This is a genomic window from Oxynema aestuarii AP17, from assembly GCF_012295525.1.
Lineage (GTDB): Bacteria > Cyanobacteriota > Cyanobacteriia > Cyanobacteriales > Laspinemataceae > Oxynema > Oxynema aestuarii.
The window spans coordinates 5,886,938-5,906,367 of record NZ_CP051167.1 but is presented as its reverse complement, the minus strand read 5'-3'; the positions used below and the strand labels follow the sequence as shown (position 1 = coordinate 5,906,367).

The window sequence follows — 19,430 nt, the reverse complement described above, 5'->3', positions numbered from 1 at the left end:
TCCTCAATGCAACGAACTCCCCAAAACCCGACCCCCTCCGACGCCGTACTCGGCGGTGAAAGCAGTCCTCACGCGCCCCTGATTTCCCGACTGGATTTAATGATTCGGGCGCGCTATCCCTTGCTGTATATCGTCGCCGTCGAAGAAGAACCCGTCGAAGAAGTGCTCGCCCAAGTGGCAAAACGCCTCGATCGCCGACAATTGTTGTGGTGGGATTTAGTGCGCGGTTGGAGTGACAACGGATCGGCGAAAGGGTCGGTGATGGCGGCGTTAGACCGGGTGGCGAAGGCGCCGCCGCAAGATAACACCCTGTTCGTCCTGCGCGACTTGCACCCGATTTTAAAAAACCCCCACGTCAGTAGTAATACCCCGGTAGTGCGCGAATTGCGCAACTTAACCCGGGAGTTAAAGCGATCGCGCAAAACCGCCATTCTCACCAGTCACGAGCTCGCCATCCCCGAGGAACTGCGCGAAGAAGTCACCGTCATCGACTTTCCCCTCCCCAACGAACGGGAAATCGACTATCTCCTCTCCCGTCTCGTCTCTCCGGACAAGCTCAAACTCAGCCCCGTGGCGCGGGAACAACTGGTGAAAGCCTGTCAGGGATTGAGTCGCGCCCGGATTCAGCGCGTGTTAGCCCTGGCGCTGGCGGCGAAACAGGAAGTCAACGAAACCGACATCGAAGGGGTGCTCGATGAGAAGCGCCAAACTATCCGCCAGACGGGGATTTTAGAGTTTTTCACCGCCCGAGAATCCCTCAAAAGCGTGGGGGGATTGGAGAATTTAAAACAGTGGGTGCGAATGCGTCGGGACGTGTTCACCGAGGAGGCGCGGCGCTACGGAATACCGAATCCGAAAGGGGTGTTGCTGGTGGGAATTCAGGGAACGGGAAAGTCCCTCTCGGCGAAAACGATCGCCCACGAATGGCGTTTACCCTTGTTGCGGTTGGATAGCGGGCGCCTGTTCGGCGGAATTGTCGGGGAAAGTGAATCGCGAGTGAGACAGATGATCCAGCTTGCAGAGGCGATCGCCCCGTGTATCCTCTGGATCGACGAAATCGACAAAGCCTTCGGCAATATTTCCAGTGGAACCGACGGGGACTCGGGGACTTCGCGCCGGGTGTTCGGGTCGTTGATTACCTGGATGCAGGAAAAAAGCGCCCCGGTGTTTATCGTGGCGACGGCGAACAACGTGCGAATTTTGCCTGCGGAGTTACTGCGAAAAGGTCGATTTGACGAAATTTTCTTTATTAATTTGCCCAATTTCGAGGAACGGCAAGCAATTTTTAAAGTACACTTGCAACGATTGCGCCCGTCGCGCTTGCGAGAATTCGATTTAGCTTTGCTGGCGACTCAGGCGAAGAATTTTAGCGGCGCCGAAATCGAACAGGCGATCGTCGATGGAATGCATCGAGCGTTCGCGCGGGTGGAGAACGGACAACGCCGGGATTTTTCCACGGAAGATATCTTGCGCGCAATTGAGGAAACAGTTCCGCTTGCGGCGATCGTGCGCAGCCAAATCGAAGATCTCAAGCATTGGGCGGCGGAAGCAGGGGCGCGAACGGCGTCTAAAGATACGGAATTAGTGCAAGAGATGAGTCACTACGTCCCCGATCGCGGGATCGGTCCGTTAGAGGTGGATTGAGGGAAATTTGGAGTTTAGAAACTTGGAGTTTAGAGTTTAGATTGAGGGTTGGATGGGGAGTGGGCGATCGGGGAAATTTCGCCATTAGAAATTGCAAGTAAAACATAAAAAAAGACCGAACGAGAAACACGAAAGGACAGGCGGGGTCACCTGTCCTCGTGCTATCGGATGGTTGCGAACAAGATAGCTAACGATCGCCGATCGCGGGCGCTTGTAAAGGGGTCGAGGCGATCGAAGTCCCCTTACCCAAACTCGGCACCGAGTCGCGCAATCTCGCGGTCAACTGCACCGTGGTCGCATCGTAAATCTGGGTGACCAACTTCGGATACAAGCCGATCCCGATAATCGGAACCAACAGCGACGCGATAATAAACACCTCGCGCGGTTCCGAATCGACCAAAGCTTCGTGTTCGATCAACTCCTTATTCTCCGGACCGTAGAGCATCTCGCGCAGCATCGAGAGGAGGTAAATCGGGGTCAAAATGACGCCGACCGCCGCCAAGAAGACGACGACCACCTTAAACGGGGTGCTGTAAGCGTCGCTGCTCGAAAATCCCACAAAAACCATCAATTCGGCCACAAAACCACTCATTCCCGGCAGGGCCAAAGACGCCAGGGAACAGGTCGTCCACATGGCGAAAGACTTGCGCATTTTTTGACCGACGCCGCCCATTTCGTCGAGCATCAGGGTGTGAGTGCGATCGTAAGTCGCCCCCACCATAAAGAACAAACTCGCCCCGATCAACCCGTGGGAGACCATTTGCAACACGGCCCCACTCAGTCCCAAATCGGTAAACGAACCGAGACCGATGAGGACGAATCCCATGTGGGAAATCGACGAATAAGCGATCTTGCGCTTGAGGTTGCGTTGGGCGAAGGAAGTCAGCGCCGCGTAGACGATATTGACGACGCCGAGAATGACTAACACGGGAGCAAAAATCGCGTGGGCGTCGGGGAGCATCCCGGCGTTCATGCGAATTAAGGCATAACCGCCCATTTTGAGGAGAATTCCGGCGAGGAGCATGTGAACGGGAGCCGTCGCTTCGCCGTGGGCGTCGGGGAGCCAGGTGTGTAAGGGAAAAATCGGTAACTTGACGGCGTAGGCGATGAAAAAGGCCGCGTAGAGCAGCAATTGGGCGTTAATGGCGTAATCTTTGGCGGCGATCGCGCTCATGTCGAAAGTGACCGTATCGCCGTAAAAGGCCATCGCCAAGGCGGCAATCAAGATAAACAGGGAACCCCCTGCGGTGTAGAGAATGAACTTAGTCGCTGCGTAGAGGCGCTTTTTACCGCCCCAAATCGACAGCAGCAGGTAAACCGGGATTAACTCCAGTTCCCAAACCAAGAAAAACAACAGCATGTCCTGCACGGCAAACACGGCGATTTGACCGCCGTACATGGCCAGCATTAGGAAGTAAAACAGTTTGGGTTTGAGGGTGACGGGCCACGCGGCGAGCATCGCCAGGGTGGTGATGAACCCGGTCAGGATAATCAGGGGCATCGACAAGCCATCGGCGCCCACGGACCAATTCAGATCGAGGGGGGCGACCCAGGAGTAACTTTCAAAAAGTTGGAGGTCTGGATTGCCCAGCTCGTATTGGGTGCAAAAGGCGTAGACGATTAAGGCAAAGTCGATTAACCCGACGATCAGGGCGTACCAGCGTACCGTTTTGCCGTCTTTGTCCGGCAAGAACGGCAGGGGCAAGGTCGCCGCGATCGGTAACAGAATAATAGTTGTCAGCCAGGGAAAATCAGCCATATGTGTTCAGGATGGATGATAGTTCGTCGGTTCGAGGTTCCCCGTCCGCCGGGGAATGGGGTTCGCCGCGAAAACGAACGAAGAACCCGAAACAACTTTAGGTGATTCCAGAGAGAATGACCAACCCAAGAACGGCGACAAAGACGATCAGGGCGTAGAATTGGGCGCGTCCGTTCTCGAAGTATTTCAAGCCTTCACCGCTAATGACGGCGATCAATCCGGTGAGGTTGACGGCGCCATCGACGATGCGATAGTCCACTTCGAGGACTTGACGGGCCAAGCGGCGCGAACCGATGACGAAGAGCAAGTTATAGATTTCGTCGAAGTACCATTTGTTGCGCGAGAAGTTGTAGAGGGGGCGAATTTTGTCGGCGATCGCCCCGACATCGATCTTGCGGCTGAGGTACATCAACGACGCTACGGTAATGCCGATTAAGGCGATGCCGACCGAGGCGCCCGCTTCAACCACGAAGTGACTCAACTCGAATTCTTCCGCATGTTCGAGGACTTCGGCGAGGCTTTCGTTGGGGGCGTGAATGAATTGCTCGAAGTAGTTGGCAAACGGCATTCCCAACAGACCGATGAAGATCGACGGAACGGCGAGGGCCATCAAGGGAAGGGTCATCGTCAGGGGAGATTCGTGCGGGAATTCACTATGATGCCCGTGACTGTCGTGACCGCTTTCGAGTTCTTTCGGATCCATCGCGCCCGGACCGAAGGCGAGGGCGGGTTCGGCTTCCATGCTGGCGGCTTCTTCGAGCAGTTCTTTGCGGATGTGGGTTTCGTTGCCTCGGAAGGGGCCTTCAAAGGTGAGGAAGTACATCCGGAACATGTAGAAGGCGGTCATTCCGGCGGTCAGCCAGCCGATCAGCCACAGGGCCGGGTTGGCTTCTAAGGCGGCGCCGAGGATTTCGTCTTTAGACCAGAATCCGGCGAAGGGAGGAATCCCGCAAATGGCGAGGGTTCCGATCGCGAAGGTGGCGGCGGTAATCGGCATGTATTTGCGTAAGCCGCCCATCAAGCGCATGTCTTGAGCGAGAATCGGGTCGTGACCGACGACGCCTTCCATGCCGTGGATGACCGAACCGGAGCAGAGGAAGAGCATCGCTTTGAAATAGGCGTGGGTCATCAGGTGGAACAGTCCGGCGCCGTAAGCGCCGACCCCCATCGCCATGACCATGTAGCCGAGTTGGGAAATGGTGGAATAGGCGAGTCCTTTTTTGATATCGTTCTGGGTCAGGGCGATCGTGGCGCCGAGGAAGGCGGTAAAGCATCCGGTCCAGGCGATCGTGTCCATGACCACCGGGATCGGCTCGAACACCGGATACATGCGGGCGATCAGGAAGACTCCGGCGGCGACCATGGTAGCGGCGTGAATGAGGGCCGAGATCGGCGTCGGACCTTCCATCGCGTCGGGAAGCCAGACGTGTAAGGGGAATTGGGCAGACTTGGCAACTGGACCGAGGAAGACCAAGATCGCGAAGATCGCGGCAATTCCGGCGCCGAGGTTGCCGGACTGTACCAGGTCTTGGAGGCGATCGCCGATAATTTGAAAGTCAAAGCTATCGGTCGCCCAATAGAGTCCGAGCATTCCCAACAGCAAGCCGAAGTCGCCGACACGGTTGACGACGAAGGCTTTTTGACAGGCATCGGCAGCCGCTTGGCGATCGTACCAGAACCCGATCAGCAAGTAGGAACACATGCCGACCAGTTCCCAGAAAATATAAACTTGTACCAAGTTGGGACTGATGACCAACCCCAACATCGAAGAGCTAAATAGGCTCAAGTACGCATAAAACCGCACGTAGCCGCCGTCGTGAGCCATGTAACCGTCGGTGTAGACCATCACCAGAAAGGCGATCGTCGTCACTACGGCTAGCATCAAGGCCGACAGGTGGTCGATGGTGTAGCCCATCGTCAGGTGAAAATTTCCGGCTGCCGCCCATTCGAGGGTGCGAAGGTACGGTTCGTGTCCTTGAATTTGGCTCCACAGTAAGGCGAAAGACAAGACTGTAGACATACCCAAAAGGGACACGATCGCAATGGCGTTGATTTGCCGGAGGCGATTTGTCGCTTGGTTATAAGAAATCAGACCTAGACCGACCAGCATCGCTCCTGCCAATGGCAGGACTGGAATCAGCCAGGCATACTGATAGATTGCTTCCATCTCTGATGCCTAGTTAATACTTCTTTATTTAGTACGGGGAATCGTTAACATTTTGACACACACTCGGCAGTCGGGAGTTGGAAATCCTGCGAACGGTTGTCTGGGGCTGGGATCTCGTCAGTCAGAAGTTACTCGTCAGTTTGTCAGTTGTCGGCATTCGGGATCGCGATCGCCTGGCGTTAAGAACCCCACCCCAATTGAGACTGGGTGGGGTTAACGTTGCCATCTCATCTCTAGTGGCATCTCGGGACTTATTGAGAGCGGACGCCTACCTCGTCGAACTCGAAGCGAGTCGAGTTCGACAGCGAGATCGGGAGGGTGAAAAGACAGACCCCTGACGTTTCCGAACCACTAACCTGGAGAGCTTGTCAATCTTAGTGCATTTATTACTGAGGTTTGGTCGGGGACTAAGCACTAATGTTCACGGAAAATCTTCGCTCTTGTTTGGAAACCCTGTCGCTTTAGCGCAGGGAGGAAAAACGACACGGGCGGTTTTAATCGCCGTCCCCTCGTGGGGGAGCAAAAAGAGGTGCACTTTTCCCTCGCTCCTGTGAGCCGGAGCCACCTAAAGTACACGGCGTCATAGCGCCTCGCCAATGTTATCGGTCGGTACTTTCCAAACCGCACGGTCTTACCCCTAGTACGACGGTTTAACGGCTTGGTTCTAGAGCAGGGGACTGGCGACGGATCCCAAGGTAGGAACTTTAACCCTTACCGATAACGTAGCCCTCGAAGGGTTTAGGCTGGGTAGGGGCGTTTCGCGAAACGCCCCTACCTACGTTTCGCGAAACGCCCCTACTAAAGGAGAGGCACGAAGCCCCGTCTCTTTAGAGCGGGGTGCTGACTAAATTGGGGAGCGAACCGGGGGCGATCGTTTCGCCGAGTCCCTCCTGCGCGACCTCCGAGACCGACTCGGGCCGACGGGCAAAGCGATCGAGCGTCACGAAGGAACGCACGGCGTCATATAACTCGTCGCGGTTTTGCAATCCTTGGACGCGATGCACGATTTGACCGCGATCGAACAGAATCAAGGTGGGCAAGGTACTCAACCGATAAGCACTGGCGAGCTTTAAGTTGAGGTCTGCATTAATTCCGACGATCTTGAGCTTTTCTCCCCATTCTTGCTCGAACGCACTCAAGATCGGCTCGATCATCCGGCACGGACCGCACCACGGAGCCCAAAAATGAACCAAAACTAGGGAGGTTGCTTCTAAAACTTCTTTTTTAAACGTTTGCTCGTTAACCGACAATACCATGATCCCTCGATGTTGAATCGTTTTTTCAGATCGATACCGGGATCATGCTACCTCGATTTGGGATCGCTTGAGTGATTCCAGGGTACCAATTTTATGTAGTTTTTTATCGGGGTTGGTCATAAATTTTGTCCGGAGAGCGAGGGCAGAATTTTCGCGAGATCTTTTTAATTTTCTCGCGAAAATTCTGCCTTCAATCCATGCAGAGTTTGCACAAAGTAGCAACATTTAAGCCCTCAGTGGAAACTGGCCGATCGCGCGGCGAACGCCCCTAGAGCAGCGCCTCGCACCCCACTTCGGCGAGACCCTTACCAGGGAACGCTGGCGGTCGCTCGTAGTAACAGGGGATGGGCCCACCAAAGTAAGGCGATAAACCCGGTGACGCCGAGATAGGCGGGACGGATGAATTCTTTCCACTCTAAGGTTTGCCGTCCTTGGGCGATCGCTAAAAAGGGGACGATCGAGGTACGCGCTTTGACCGCTTCAAAGGCTTCGCCGTAGCGGGCGCCCAGGCGGCGATCGCCGTGCCAGACGCCGAACAGGTGATGTAGTACCAATCCCAAGGAGGTGACTAGGGTAAAACTACTACCGATCCATAAGGTATGAGCAATACACCAAATCACCTGACCGACCATTTGCGGATGTCGGCAAATTCTGACGATCCCGGTTTCGTAAAGGTGAACTTCGGGTTTGGCGACGGCAGCAATTTCGAGGAGGTTGAAGGTCGCCGGATAGAGGAAGAAAAAGGAAATCGCCGATAAAATCCAAACGATCGGTTGGACCGCCGGAACTCCTTGCAATTGCCACAACTGCACGCCGTCGTAACGGTGATTGAAGAAATAGATAATTAAGATAACCGCGAGGGGCAAACTGACTAAAGCAAAGCCAATCCGGTACAGTCTCGGACCGAGGATCTTTTCTCCTTTTGGGCGTAAGGCGGCTAAACCGCTATGGGCGATCGCAAACAATAACAGGAGGCCCAAGATAATCAAATGGCTATTACTCATGAGGGGGAAAATCAGGACTGAGAAATCCGTGGGGCGGACATCTTGCCCGCCTCCACAGCAAGCTAAGAAGTAGAGGGAGAGAGGAGTGAAGAATTCTTAAGGGGTTGACCGATCGCCGAACGATATTCTACTCCCTACGCCGGGCGATCGCCGGGATAAGTCCGAGTCCTAGCCCGAGTTAAAACTTATCCTGGCCAATCGCGTCGGTTCGGTCTGGACGATCGATCCTAACGGCTGATGTAATGAACCCAGAACTGATCGTCAATACACAGACGGCTAATCAGATTGTAAGAATAGTGAAGATTGGCGCCCGATCGCCAGCGATCGTAACCCGTGGGGAACCATTCTCCATAAGGGTCGTGGACGATAAAACCGTTGTCGTCAAACCCGACCAAAACAATGATGTGACCGAAACTGGTGAAATAGCCGTGAATCACGCAAGGATTGCCACCGCGCAGGTGTTCCTTACAGCGTTCGATCGTCCCCCAGTAGGTAAAATCGTCGCGGCGGCGGTAGTCGCGGACGACCCGGGCTAAATCTTCCGGACTGTGACGACTGTAGCCGCGATCGAGACACCACTGATACAACTCGTCTTCAAACTGGCTAAAGCGATAGTCATATCTGGGAACCCCCAGATATTCGAGACACATGGCGATCGAAGTGACATTGCAAGAGCCGCCGGGATTGTACCAGTTGTCATTTTGGGACTTATACGGCACGTTGAGCTGAACCGATTTCGGCTTGTACGATGGCGTAGCGACTAACTTATCATTTTCAAGGATTTCGACATGTTGGTCGAAGGCATACCAAACGTAACTTTTATTAATCGGTTCCTTGACAGTAATGCGGTAGTGACTGCGGTGACCTGCTTCGTAATCGGTTAAAACAAAACCCTCGCCGTCTTTGACTTCGAGACGTTCTTCGGGTTTGAGATCGGTTGATTGTAAGGGTCTTAGCTTAAAAACGGTATTTCTAACCGCACGGATGGCGATCGCGCTGCGAGGAAACGTATCCGGATTGGCTCCGAGTAGACCCCGAGCGGTTCTCGGCCCGAGAGCATTCTCTTCCCCTTTAATCCCGGCGATAATTTGGAAGCGATGGTAAGCCGCAGTGGTTAGAGGTCCCAAAATGCCATCGACGGGCGGATCGAGAATTTTTAACTCGATCAATTGCTGCTGGATCTCGCGAGTGAGACTCTCGTCGAGCGCAACGGCGCTCAGAGAGGAAATGCGGTCAATGTCTTTGAGCTGAGCCATCTTGTAAATTAAGAATGGGCAAAAATAACACCCTTATTTTGGCACGAGCGTTCCACTTTAGACGGCTCGATTTTCACTGAATGGGCACAATTGCCAGCATCAGCTTCGTGGAGGGCATTTTTCGGGGGATCCTCCGAACGGGTGCGAGTCAAATCCCAAATTTGCTCTAGGTTGGGCTCGCCGTTGGGGTCGGATGAGGCGATCGCCCCCTCTCCAACCCTCCTTTTACTCCAGCCCTACGGGTAGCGATCGCCCTGCTATCTTGGAAGAGACGATCGTGCTGGCAAGGCTTTGTGACGTAATTATGACCCAAGAGACTACGCGGCGAATTTGTATCCTGGGAGGGGGCTTTGGCGGGTTATACTCGGCTTTGCGCCTGCATCAGCTTCCTTGGAGTCCATCGGACAAACCCGAGATCGTTCTCATCGACAGTCGAGATCGGTTTTTGTTTGCCCCGTTGCTGTACGAATTAATTTCTGGGGAATTGCAAACCTGGGAAATTGCGCCCCCGTTTTCGGAACTGCTGTCCCATACCAACGTGCACTTTCATCAGGGGACAGTCGCGGGAATCGATCTGGACAATCGCCGCGTTCGCCTCCTCGAAGATGTCGAGTTACCTTACGATCGCCTCGTTCTGGCATTAGGCGGCGAAACTCCGGTGGATCTCGTTCCCGGTAGTCGCGAATATGCTTTGCCGTTTCGCACGATTGACGATGCGTACCGCCTCGAAGAACGGTTGCGCCTGTTGGAAGCGTCGGAGAAAGATAAAATTCGGGTGGCGGTCGTCGGCGCGGGGTACAGTGGGGTTGAATTGGCGTGCAAATTGGCCGATCGCCTCGGCGAACGGGGTCGCTTGCGCCTGGTAGAACAAGGCGATCGCATTCTCAATGCGGCGACGGAGTTTAACCGCAATACGGCTAAAGCTGCCCTCGACGAACGCGGGATCTGGATCGATTTAGAAACGACGGTCGAGGCGATCGGACCGCAAACGATTTCGTTACTCTACAAAGGTAAACTCGACGAAATCCCGGTGGATGTGGTCTTGTGGACGGTAGGCACGAAGGTAGCCCCGGCGATCGCCGCTCTGGATTTGGCGAAAAATCAACGGGGTCAAGTGCGCGTCACTCCTGAGTTACAGGCGATCGATCGCCCGGAGATTTTTGCCCTCGGCGATCTGGCTGACGGTCACGACGCAAGCGGTCAAAGCGTCCCCGCCACGGCGCAAGTGGCGATCCAACAAGCGGATTATGTGGCGTGGAATGTCTGGGCTTCGATGAGCGATCGCCCCCTACTGCCGTTTAAATATCAAAATCTCGGCGAAATGATGACGTTAGGACTCGAAAACGCTACCTTAACCGGATTGGGAGTCAAAATCGACGGTCAGGCGGCAGTGGTTTTCCGTCGTTTGGCGTATCTCTATCGCTTACCCACCCTCGACCACCAGCTCAAAGTTGCGTTTAATTGGATGACCCAACCTCTGCGCGAGGCGATCGCTAAAACCCGCGCCACGGTTTCTTCTCTCGATTAATCTGTTCCTCCCTATTCGCCCCTTTTTGATTTCTCACAACTGACCCATGGACGCGCCTCAAGTTATTTTTTTCGATGCCGTCGGTACCCTGTTTGCCGTTCGCGGGACTGTCGGCGAAACTTACGCCCGTTTAGCCCGCGATTACGGCGTTACCGTCGATTCCCAGCGCCTGGATCGCGCTTTTACCGAAAGTTTCCGCGCCTCGACTCCCCCCGCTTTTCCCGACGCCGAACCCAGCCAAATTCCCCAGTTAGAGTTTGAATGGTGGGAAGCGATTTCGATGACGACGTTTCAGCGTATCGGTGCGTTCGAGCAATTTTCTAATTTTCAAGAGTTTTTCAAGCAACTTTTCGCTTATTTCGCTACGGCTGAACCCTGGTTCGTCTATCCCGACGTTCCCCGGACTTTAGAACGCTTGAAAGGAAGTTCTACTCAATTCGGGATTCTCTCTAATTTTGACTCCCGGCTTTATCGCGTCCTCCAAGCCCTCGATTTAGACGATTTCTTTACCTCGGTTACTCTGTCCACGGAAGTCGGCGCCGCCAAGCCCGATCGCCAAATTTTCGAGGTGGCGTTGAGCAAACACGACTGTCAGCCCGAACGGGCATGGCATATCGGCGATAGTTATAAAGAAGATTACGAAGGGGCTAAAGCGGCGGGACTGCACGCCATTTGGCTCGATCGCCAGTGAGGGAGGAGTTGTGGGAATTTTAGATTTTAGATTTTAGATTTTAGATTTTAGATTTTAGATCCTCGATTGTGGAGCCATTGGCGATCGCACGGCGATCGGATGGCTCTTTTTGTATGAATCGTGTATTATAAATGTAGTATTAATGTGACCTGGATAATTTAAATGATGAAAAACTACAAAAATAGTCGCGGACGCGGGCGGCGATCGGCCTAAATTCTAAGGGAGTAAAATCACCTATAAACCTTATCGAGGCTGTGATGAGATCGTCCTCACGGTGAATGAGCGATCGCGCCAAGCCCACCCCAACCATAGAAAATCTAAAATCTAAAATCTCAACTCTCCACCGTTCTCATGTCTTACGAAACCCTCAACTTAAAAACCCCCAGTCCGGTTCTCTCCTGGGCCGGACACCAACTCGGCGATCTCGAATCGAAAATGGCCCAAAATGTGGCCTCCTTACCCTTCGTCTTCAAACACGTCGCCCTCATGCCCGACGTTCACCTCGGTAAAGGCGCCCTGGTCGGTTCCGTCATCGCTACGGAAGAAGCCTTGATTCCCGCCGCCGTCGGCGTCGATATCGGTTGTGGCATGATGGCACTACAAATGCCGTTTACAGGCGATCGTCTCGACGGCAAACTCAAAACCATTCGCCAACAGATCGAAGCCGCGATTCCCGTCGGCTTCAACGAAAACAAAAACGTCGAAACCTCCGTGACCAATTGGATGGGATGGCGCCAATTCAAAGATCTACATCGCGGCGTCGCCCGTCTCGAAGGTAAAGCCCTCAAACAAATGGGAAGCCTCGGCGGCGGTAACCACTTCATCGAAATCTGTCTCGACGAAGACAACAACGTTTGGTTAATGTTGCACTCCGGTTCCCGTCATATCGGCAACATGCTCGCCCAATATCATATCGATACCGCCAAAGAGCTAGCGAAATTAGCTCAGATCGAGCTTCCCGATCGCGATTTGGCTTACTTCGTCGCCAAGACTCCCGAGTTTGACGCCTACTGGCGCGATTTGCAGTGGGCGCAAGATTACGCCCGCTTCAACCGCAAAGTAATGATGGACCGCCTCAAGCGGATTGTCGAACAACAGGTCGCTGGTGGCAAACCCCTCCAACCGAAACTCGTGGTTAACTGTCACCACAACTACGCCGAGAAAGAGGTTCATTTCGATCGCGAAGTCTACGTCACCCGAAAAGGCGCCGTACGCGCCCGAGAAAACGACTACGGTATTATTCCCGGTTCGATGGGGGCGAAATCTTACATCGTTAAAGGGAAAGGTAATGCCGAAAGTTACTGCTCTTGTTCCCACGGCGCCGGACGCCTGATGTCGCGCAGCAAAGCGAAAAAATCTTTCACCCTCGACGATCTCGTTGCTCAAACCGACGGGGTAGAATGTCGTAAAGATAAAGGCGTCATCGATGAAATTCCCGGCGCCTACAAGCCCATCGATCGGGTCATGGCCCAGCAGTCCGATTTAGTCGAAGTCGTCGCCACTCTCAAACAGGTGTTGTGCGTGAAAGGCTGAAGCTGGGAGACCTCCTGCTTTCTCCTTCCAAAAAAAAGAAGAAAAAAAGAAGACACCCAAAACTGGATGTCTTCTTTTTGTGGCTTAGTACCCCCAGGGGAATTCGAATCCCCGTCGCCTCCGTGAAAGGGAGGTGTCCTAGGCCTCTAGACGATGGGGGCCTGTCTTTGCCACGTCTTTTACACTAACGGAAAATTTCGGAAATGTCAAAACTTTTTTTTGCTTTTTTTTAGGATTGGGATTTTTGATTGGATCCCCACTGAAAAAGGCGCTCCCGGTGGGAAGCGCCTTTAGCGATGCTGAAATGTTTCAAGTACCCCCAGGGGAATTCGAATCCCCGTCGCCTCCGTGAAAGGGAGGTGTCCTAGGCCTCTAGACGATGGGGGCTTGTGTTTCAGCACCTTTGTTAAGGTAACTGAATAAAATTCAGTTGTCAACACCCGAGCGGGAATTTTTTTGAATTTTTTGGGTTCGCTTCGCTCAAAGCTAGGCCGGACAAGGATTTTAAGCGTTCTAGCTGGGTGAATGCCAAATTAAGAGGCGGTTTCGCACCAGCTTTCGAGGATGCGAGTGCAATGGGCGATCGCCCCGAGGTGAGCGATTTCGTAGCCGTGGGTGTTTTGAGTGGGGAAGGACAGACAGGCGGCGCGGGCGACGTGACCGAATTTCATGGCGATGGATCCATCGCTGCCAAAACCACTAATCGCAGCCAATTGTAGGGGAATGGCGGCGCGATCGGCGGCGGCGCGAATTTCGGCGTTTAAGCCTTCGTCGTAAATGCCGTAACCGTCTTGGGACAGCAACACTGGGGCGTCGCCGTCTTCGATGGGATATTCCGGGGCGAGGGGACAAATTTCGAGGGCGATGAGGGCGTCTAGGCGATGGCGATTGGTGAAATATAGGGCGCCGAGGGCGCCGACTTCTTCTTTGGCGGAGGCGACTAAGTAGAGATCGACGGGGGGATGTTTGACTCGTTCGGCGAGTTGCAAGAGGATGGCGACGGAGGCTTTGTTATCGAGGGTGTAGCTGGCGATGTAGTCTTTGAGGCGGATCGGGCGTTTGCGGTGTTTCCCGACGACGACGCGGGTTCCGGGACGAACCCCGGCGGCGTGTAACTCGGCGGCGGTGCATTTGGTTTCGACCCAAGCATCTTCCCAACGGAGGGCAATGTCTTGTTGGAGGGCTTTTTGGGGCGATTCGTGGGAAATGTGACGGGATCCGAAGCTGAGAATACCACTGAGGGTTTGGCGATCGCCTAAAATATCGACGACCCCTTCGCCGTAAACCCAAGGAAAGGTTCCGCCAAGTTTGCGAACTTCGAGGCGTCCGTCGGGTCCGAGACTTTTGACGATCGCCCCAATTTCGTCTTTATGTCCCGTAATGGCGATCGCCCGTTGCGGATTTCGACCGGGTATTTTGGCGATCGCGTTTCCTGCTTCATCCAGCCACGTGTCTAAACCTAATGCTTGAAAACGGCGCAGGAGTAAGTTATCGATTTCGGTTTCGACCCCACTGGGAGAGTGATGCAAGACGAGTTCTTCAATGAGCTGGAATAGGCGATCGTGGGTCATGATTTTAGATTTTAGCTTTTAGAGACTGTTTATAAAATAAACATCAACAGCCCGGTTTGAGAGGCGGCAATCGCCGGAGCATCAAACGACACGTGGCTACCATCGCGTTATCCGAACGCTCTCAACAGTCTATTGTGTCTTGTAGGGGTTGGGTCACCAAACTCTAGAGAAGTAGGAGTTTGGTAACCTAACCCCTACTAGATTGGTTTTACAAACAGTCTCTTAGATTTAGAAAGTAATGCTCGGGTTATGAATTTTAACGGTTAACTTTTGATGGTAATTTCTCTTGATAAATCTGGATTCAAACTCGCTCCCGATCGCCCGGTGAACAACCAGAGGATCGATCGCACGCAATCGCGTAGGACTTTCCAGATCGATTCTCGGGGTTTTGGGGATTGGTGTGAAACGACGATCGGGGTGGCAATGATGCCGCGACTGCCGAAAATGAAGGTCGCAATCGCGCGCGATCGCCGCATGTGATAGTCGGAAGTAATCAGATAAACTCGCCACATCTTATCGCGAGCGAAGCGATCGACATTGCAAGTAAAATTAGTCACTGTATCGGTCGCACATTGCTCGTAATGGATGACGCGATCGGGGATGTTCGCTTTCGCAAAAACTCTCTGTAAAGACGGTTTCGGCGTCACTCCCGATAACCAAATCTCGAGATCGCGATGGGACTGCCAAAATTCGGCGGCAAATGTCATGCGTCGGTAATGTCCACCCAATACAAAAATGGCTTGCGGTTGGCTGACTCGAACTTGAGTGATTGCCAAACGAAGGGGAATATAGCCGAGGAGAATCGCCAGGAGGGCGATCGCCAACAGCAGCCACGTTTTTTGACGGTGCAACGGCCAAATTTTCAGACATTTATTCAGCCATTTATTCACGCCTTGAACCTCATCAACGACCTCATCAACGACCCGATCGAGTATCGCTTAATTTTCTTGATTTTCTGGAGTGGTTGGCGGTTCGGAGGATCGAACATTGGTGCGATCGCCCGTCTGGGGATTAGCTTGAGGGGTCGGCTGACGGTTGACAACATCTGTGGCGGATAAACCCTCGTTGCGATCGCCAAAATACCACAAGGTCGCCGCCGCTTCCGCCCGCGTTACTTCTTTTTTCGGTTGGAAAATACGGGTGTAACCGAAAGCGCGCCGGATGTTCGATAATTCTCCATTTTGATAGTCTGCCAAAATCGCCGGGAGAATCGCCGGATCGACTTTCGGGACATCTTGAAACCCCCACGCTTCTCGCACCGCTTCTACCGATGCTTTAGGTAATCCTTGGCGAAAATCGAGGGGGACTTTCCAGGCGATCGCATCTTCGCGCGATAATGGGGCGTCCGGACGGAAGTTAACCGCCGTATTCTCTCCGGTGAGCGAACTCGGGATAATTCCCGCATCCGCCAATCCCTGAATCGCCGCAAATTGCGGATGGGTGGCGGGAACATCTTGAAAGGCAGGTTGGGTACTGGGAGTGGCGAGGCGAATTTGTTTGCTCGGTTGGTTGTCGAAAAAGCGATTGTTGGCAGCGATCAGCCATTCGGCATATTGGGCTCGGGCGATCGCCTGATTCCACGCGTCGGCGTCGGCGTCGCTGGATGTCGCTTTCAGGGACAGGATCCCGAGTTGTTGCAAGTCGCTCACGTAAGGGCGCAAGGGTTCGGTAATTGTCTCTAATGTTGTCTCTGTGGCCTTTTCAGTTGTTGTCGAGCTTTTTGAGGTTTCCGGTGTTTTAGCGGTACTGGTGGCGCTCTCAAGCTCGTAAGTGAGGCTAAATTCGGTGGGGGTGTCGCTCGGTTGGCTGACGATCTCCACTGTGACTTGCAAGTTATCTTTGCGCGCACTCACGGAGCGATCGCCTTGGGTTTCTGTGGCAGGTGTCGGCAGAATTTCCCACTGGTTTTCTTCAAAATGGGTTTGATAGAATTGCCGGACGCGATCGCCGCGATCGCCCGTTTCCCAAAGGGTCGTTACCCTAGGCGTTTCCTCAGTTTGTGGCGACGATCGTTCCGAAGTGCTGCGGCTGACACTTTGCAATTCGGCGTTGTTATATTGCGGAATTTCCCTCGGAAAATCTTCCGGGAGTTGAGTTGGAGTGGCCCCGGGAGAGGGCGACGGCGTAGAACCTCCGAGCAATTCGGGGTTGTCTTTCAGTTTGGGATCGGGGGCGAGGGAGTCTTCTAACTGTTTGGAACCCGGCGTGTTCGCGCAGGCGGTGAGCGAAAGTAGCAGTCCCAGTAAAGTCAGGAGTCGGATCGAGCAGTTCTTTTCAAACACGGACAGTTCGCGATCGCATGAAATTGCATTTTCTACGCTAGCGCAAGTTTGCAATTATGGATGAGTTATCAACTCTGCAACAGCCTCCTCAACGCTAAAACAGTCAATCCTCGGTATGACTGGCGATCGACGTTCTAAAATCACCAATTTCTTATAACTTAAGACAAAACAAAACAAGTAGGGTGGGCAATGCCCACGATCCTCAAATCTCTATATTTTTACGTATATTTTTACGATCGAAAATCATGCACTTTTTAATTGCAGTGAGTTAACCGCAAGCCTGGTATCGTAAGCTGAATCGGTTTTTCTGATTTTTTAAAACCTCGAGCTCTATTATTAAATTTTGAGCATGGAACCGTTAGTTTTTGTTCCATTATTTCTTTTCCTAACTCATAAATAACATTCGTTGCCACTGAGTTTCCAATTTGTTTATAGGCTTCACTTAAACTAGCATTTCTTTTAAAGGATTTTGGAAACCCCATAATCCGATAACATTCTTCAATGGTTAGCTTACGTACCCGATTCTCTTCTGGTAAGTAAATAAAAAACCGTCCGGAGGATTCTTGTGAAGGTAAAGTAGGATGTACCCCTTCCACGGAATAAATTCGGTTGGGTTGTCGGTGAACGCGAGATAAGTGTTCGGTATGGGGACGAATGCCTTTTTTCCAAATACTTTTATTACGATAACCAACAAAGATCAATCCTGAATCTTGTTGTTTTGGATGCTTAATTAGAGTATATTCAGAGTCATCAATATATTGAAAGTCTCCGGTTTTTGACAAGAATTCTTTAAGCTGTGGAATCTTTAATTTTGGTTTAATTCGTGAAAAATTAAATGGCTTATGCTTGGAGGCGACAATAAAAACACGTTCCCTATTTTGAGGGAGTCCAAAATCTTTGGCATTGAGTAAACTATAGCGAACGAAGTAATCTAAATCTTCCAGAGTAGTAATGATTTCTTCAAAAACAGATCCTTTTTCTAAATGAAGCAAGTGTTTGACATTTTCAAGAATTGCTACATCCGGCTTTTTGGCTTGTAAGAGATTACACAGATGGAAAAAAATAGTGCCTCGTCGATCGGAAAATCCTTTTCTTTTTCCACAAATACTAAAGGGTTGACAGGGAAACCCAGCCGTTATAATATTGACATCTGGAATTTTAGAAAAATCAATATCGGAGATATCCATTTCTGGCAAGTCACCAAAATTGTCAAAGTAAACTTGCCGACAAGCTTCGTTTTTTTCACAAGAATAAAGGCATTCAAAGCCCAAGCGCTCTAGGCCAATTCTAAACCCTCCTATTCCAGCAAAAATATCTGCAAAGGTAATTCTTTTCATTGTCAACCACGACGAGATATTATCAATGCTAAGATTTGAATTATGGTGGAAATTATGATGATTTTTGTTTCATGTGATGTTTACAATGTCATAGCATATTTCATTTTAGCAGAAGTCAGAAGAATTGATTCGACGAACATGCAAATCTATTCCTATTGATTTTAATCCCGGCTGTAGGAGAATAGCCAACCAGAAAGAATAGGAGATAGATCGGTTAGTTGCTGTTACTTTTAAAAGGGTTCTGACGAGAGGCGATCGAGGGCTAGGGCAAGTTACGAAGGGCGTTGAGCACGTCGCGCAGTTTTGTTTCTTGTCCTTGTTGTTGATAAAGATCGGCGGCTTTTTCAAAGTCGGCGCGGGCGGCTTCGATTTGGTTGAGCTGCTGTTGGGCGAGGGCGCGGTTATAATAGGCTTCGCCGAGGTTGGGATTTCGTTCGATCGCCCGGTTGTAATCGGCGATCGCGCGATCGAGTTGGTTGATGCTGGCGTGGCATACCCCTCGATTGAGGTAGGCGCCGAAATCGTCGGGGTCGAGTTGGAGTGCTTTGCTATAGTCGGCGATCGCCCGATCGCACTGGTTGAGGCGACGGTAAGCGACGCCGCGATTGTAATACGCATCCCCTAAATCGGGATTGAGTTCGATCGCCCGGGTATAGTCTTCGAGGGCGTTTTGCCAGTTGGCTGCATCGTCGTAAGCGTTACCGCGCAACACGTAGAGGTTGGCGTTGGTCGGTTGCAGCTCGATCGCCCGGGTATAATCGGCGATCGCCGCTTCCGATTGTCGCAAGCGAGCCCGAGTTTGTCCCCGTCGCTGATAGTAACGGGGATTGTCGCCGTCGAGGGCGATCGCGCGGTCGTAATCGGCGATGACGACATCGTAGCGTTGCGCCGGGGCCTGTTCCAGCGCCAGTTTCTGCGATCGCGCGTCGGCGCGCAGCATGTAGATATCTGCCTGTTCGCCATCGCTCTCGATCGCCCGGTCGAAGTCGGCGATCGCCCGGTCGTAATCCCCCAGATAAAGATAGTCAATCCCTCGCAGGGTCAGCATTTCAGCATCGCTGGGATTGCGTTCTAGCACTTCGCTAAAATCGGCGATCGCCCCGCCAAAATCTCGCAGGTGATGTTTGGCAATCCCGCGCGCCGCATAAGCCGAGACTAAATCGGGATCGAGTTCGATCGCCTTGTCCAAATCGGCGATCGCCTCCTGGTAAGCGCGACGGTCGAGCTTTTCGATCGCGCTTTCTAAGAAATCTCCGGCGCTGGTTTGGGCGATCGCGCCGACGGGTAAAGTGGCGCCCACCTGGGGAACGGGACCGCCGAGGGAAATCGCCAGACTCAGGGCGATCGCTAAACTTTGAATGAATTTCACGGTTGTTAATGGCTGTGAGGATTTAATCACGAT

General features: G+C 52.5%; 15 protein-coding genes and 2 tRNA genes. 5 read left to right on the top strand and 12 right to left on the bottom strand.

The window, feature by feature from the left end:
* The first annotated feature begins 6 nt into the window (after positions 1-6).
* Positions 7-1,644, top strand: a complete 1,638-nt coding sequence (locus HCG48_RS23535; RefSeq protein WP_281362046.1) for a Ycf46 family AAA ATPase — start codon at positions 7-9, stop codon at positions 1,642-1,644.
* A gap of 187 nt (positions 1,645-1,831) precedes the next feature.
* On the opposite strand, the gene HCG48_RS23530 is transcribed toward HCG48_RS23535, so the two are convergent.
* Complete coding sequence (locus HCG48_RS23530) at positions 1,832-3,403, bottom strand: NAD(P)H-quinone oxidoreductase subunit 4 (protein ID WP_168571348.1); 1,572 nt, start codon at positions 3,401-3,403, stop codon at positions 1,832-1,834.
* A gap of 97 nt (positions 3,404-3,500) precedes the next feature.
* The gene (locus HCG48_RS23525) at positions 3,501-5,570 is read right to left on the bottom strand and encodes an NAD(P)H-quinone oxidoreductase subunit 5 (protein WP_168571347.1); all 2,070 of its coding nucleotides are present in this window, start codon (positions 5,568-5,570) and stop codon (positions 3,501-3,503) included.
* 77 nt (positions 5,571-5,647) lie between these two features.
* Here HCG48_RS23525 and HCG48_RS23520 point away from each other — a divergent pair, with 77 nt between their 5' ends.
* Positions 5,648-5,908 (top strand): hypothetical protein, encoded by a 261-nt coding sequence (locus HCG48_RS23520; RefSeq protein WP_168571346.1) that lies wholly within the window; start codon positions 5,648-5,650, stop codon positions 5,906-5,908.
* Between the two features lie 489 nt (positions 5,909-6,397).
* On the opposite strand, the gene trxA is transcribed toward HCG48_RS23520, so the two are convergent.
* The 3 genes from trxA to HCG48_RS23505 form a co-directional block, all read right to left on the bottom strand.
* A complete protein-coding gene (trxA, locus tag HCG48_RS23515; RefSeq protein WP_168571345.1) occupies positions 6,398-6,826 on the bottom strand; it encodes a thioredoxin in 429 nt (142 codons plus the stop codon).
* A gap of 305 nt (positions 6,827-7,131) precedes the next feature.
* Positions 7,132-7,830, bottom strand: coding sequence for an NnrU family protein (locus HCG48_RS23510; protein ID WP_168571344.1), 699 nt, complete (start codon positions 7,828-7,830; stop codon positions 7,132-7,134).
* A 227-nt stretch (positions 7,831-8,057) separates the two neighbouring features.
* Entirely contained in the window at positions 8,058-9,086 is a 1,029-nt protein-coding gene (locus tag HCG48_RS23505) for a C39 family peptidase (protein ID WP_168571343.1), read from the bottom strand.
* A 304-nt stretch (positions 9,087-9,390) separates the two neighbouring features.
* Between HCG48_RS23505 and HCG48_RS23500 the strand changes: the two genes are divergently transcribed.
* The 3 genes from HCG48_RS23500 (at position 9,391) to HCG48_RS23490 (ending at position 12,838) form a co-directional block, all read left to right on the top strand.
* Complete coding sequence (locus tag HCG48_RS23500) at positions 9,391-10,614, top strand: NAD(P)/FAD-dependent oxidoreductase (protein WP_168571342.1); 1,224 nt, start codon at positions 9,391-9,393, stop codon at positions 10,612-10,614.
* Positions 10,615-10,660: 46 nt separating this feature from the next.
* The gene (locus tag HCG48_RS23495; protein WP_168571341.1) at positions 10,661-11,305 is read left to right on the top strand and encodes an HAD-IA family hydrolase; all 645 of its coding nucleotides are present in this window, start codon (positions 10,661-10,663) and stop codon (positions 11,303-11,305) included.
* Positions 11,306-11,656: 351 nt separating this feature from the next.
* Positions 11,657-12,838 (top strand): RtcB family protein, encoded by a 1,182-nt coding sequence (locus HCG48_RS23490; RefSeq protein ID WP_168571340.1) that lies wholly within the window; start codon positions 11,657-11,659, stop codon positions 12,836-12,838.
* A gap of 88 nt (positions 12,839-12,926) precedes the next feature.
* Here HCG48_RS23490 and HCG48_RS23485 read toward each other — a convergent pair.
* The 7 genes from HCG48_RS23485 to HCG48_RS23455 form a co-directional block, all read right to left on the bottom strand.
* Positions 12,927-12,999 (bottom strand) — tRNA-Glu (locus tag HCG48_RS23485).
* Positions 13,000-13,152: 153 nt separating this feature from the next.
* Positions 13,153-13,225: transfer RNA gene (locus tag HCG48_RS23480), tRNA-Glu, on the bottom strand.
* A 146-nt stretch (positions 13,226-13,371) separates the two neighbouring features.
* Positions 13,372-14,409 carry a M42 family metallopeptidase gene (locus tag HCG48_RS23475; protein WP_168571339.1) on the bottom strand — a complete coding sequence of 346 codons (1,038 nt, stop codon included), beginning with the start codon at positions 14,407-14,409 and terminating at the stop codon, positions 13,372-13,374.
* Between the two features lie 263 nt (positions 14,410-14,672).
* The gene (locus tag HCG48_RS23470; RefSeq protein WP_246259727.1) at positions 14,673-15,299 is read right to left on the bottom strand and encodes a YdcF family protein; all 627 of its coding nucleotides are present in this window, start codon (positions 15,297-15,299) and stop codon (positions 14,673-14,675) included.
* Between the two features lie 48 nt (positions 15,300-15,347).
* On the bottom strand, positions 15,348-16,745 hold the full coding sequence (locus HCG48_RS23465; RefSeq protein WP_246259725.1) for an S-layer homology domain-containing protein: 1,398 nt from the start codon (positions 16,743-16,745) through the stop codon (positions 15,348-15,350).
* Positions 16,746-16,945: 200 nt separating this feature from the next.
* Complete coding sequence (locus HCG48_RS23460) at positions 16,946-18,028, bottom strand: DNA cytosine methyltransferase (RefSeq protein ID WP_210437119.1); 1,083 nt, start codon at positions 18,026-18,028, stop codon at positions 16,946-16,948.
* A 262-nt stretch (positions 18,029-18,290) separates the two neighbouring features.
* Positions 18,291-19,397, bottom strand: coding sequence for a tetratricopeptide repeat protein (locus HCG48_RS23455; protein WP_168571337.1), 1,107 nt, complete (start codon positions 19,395-19,397; stop codon positions 18,291-18,293).
* Between the last annotated feature and the right edge of the window lie 33 nt (positions 19,398-19,430).

Coding starts and splice junctions, on each gene's coding strand:
- HCG48_RS23490 (WP_168571340.1), top strand. CDS start 11,657: ATGTCTTACGAAACCCTCAACTTAAAAACCCCCAGTCCGGTTCTCTCC.
- HCG48_RS23475 (WP_168571339.1), bottom strand. CDS start 14,409: ATGACCCACGATCGCCTATTCCAGCTCATTGAAGAACTCGTCTTGCAT.
- HCG48_RS23535 (WP_281362046.1), top strand. CDS start 7: ATGCAACGAACTCCCCAAAACCCGACCCCCTCCGACGCCGTACTCGGC.
- HCG48_RS23500 (WP_168571342.1), top strand. CDS start 9,391: ATGACCCAAGAGACTACGCGGCGAATTTGTATCCTGGGAGGGGGCTTT.
- HCG48_RS23505 (WP_168571343.1), bottom strand. CDS start 9,086: ATGGCTCAGCTCAAAGACATTGACCGCATTTCCTCTCTGAGCGCCGTT.
- HCG48_RS23495 (WP_168571341.1), top strand. CDS start 10,661: ATGGACGCGCCTCAAGTTATTTTTTTCGATGCCGTCGGTACCCTGTTT.
- trxA (WP_168571345.1), bottom strand. CDS start 6,826: ATGGTATTGTCGGTTAACGAGCAAACGTTTAAAAAAGAAGTTTTAGAA.
- HCG48_RS23525 (WP_168571347.1), bottom strand. CDS start 5,570: ATGGAAGCAATCTATCAGTATGCCTGGCTGATTCCAGTCCTGCCATTG.
- HCG48_RS23530 (WP_168571348.1), bottom strand. CDS start 3,403: ATGGCTGATTTTCCCTGGCTGACAACTATTATTCTGTTACCGATCGCG.
- HCG48_RS23510 (WP_168571344.1), bottom strand. CDS start 7,830: ATGAGTAATAGCCATTTGATTATCTTGGGCCTCCTGTTATTGTTTGCG.
- HCG48_RS23460 (WP_210437119.1), bottom strand. CDS start 18,028: ATGAAAAGAATTACCTTTGCAGATATTTTTGCTGGAATAGGAGGGTTT.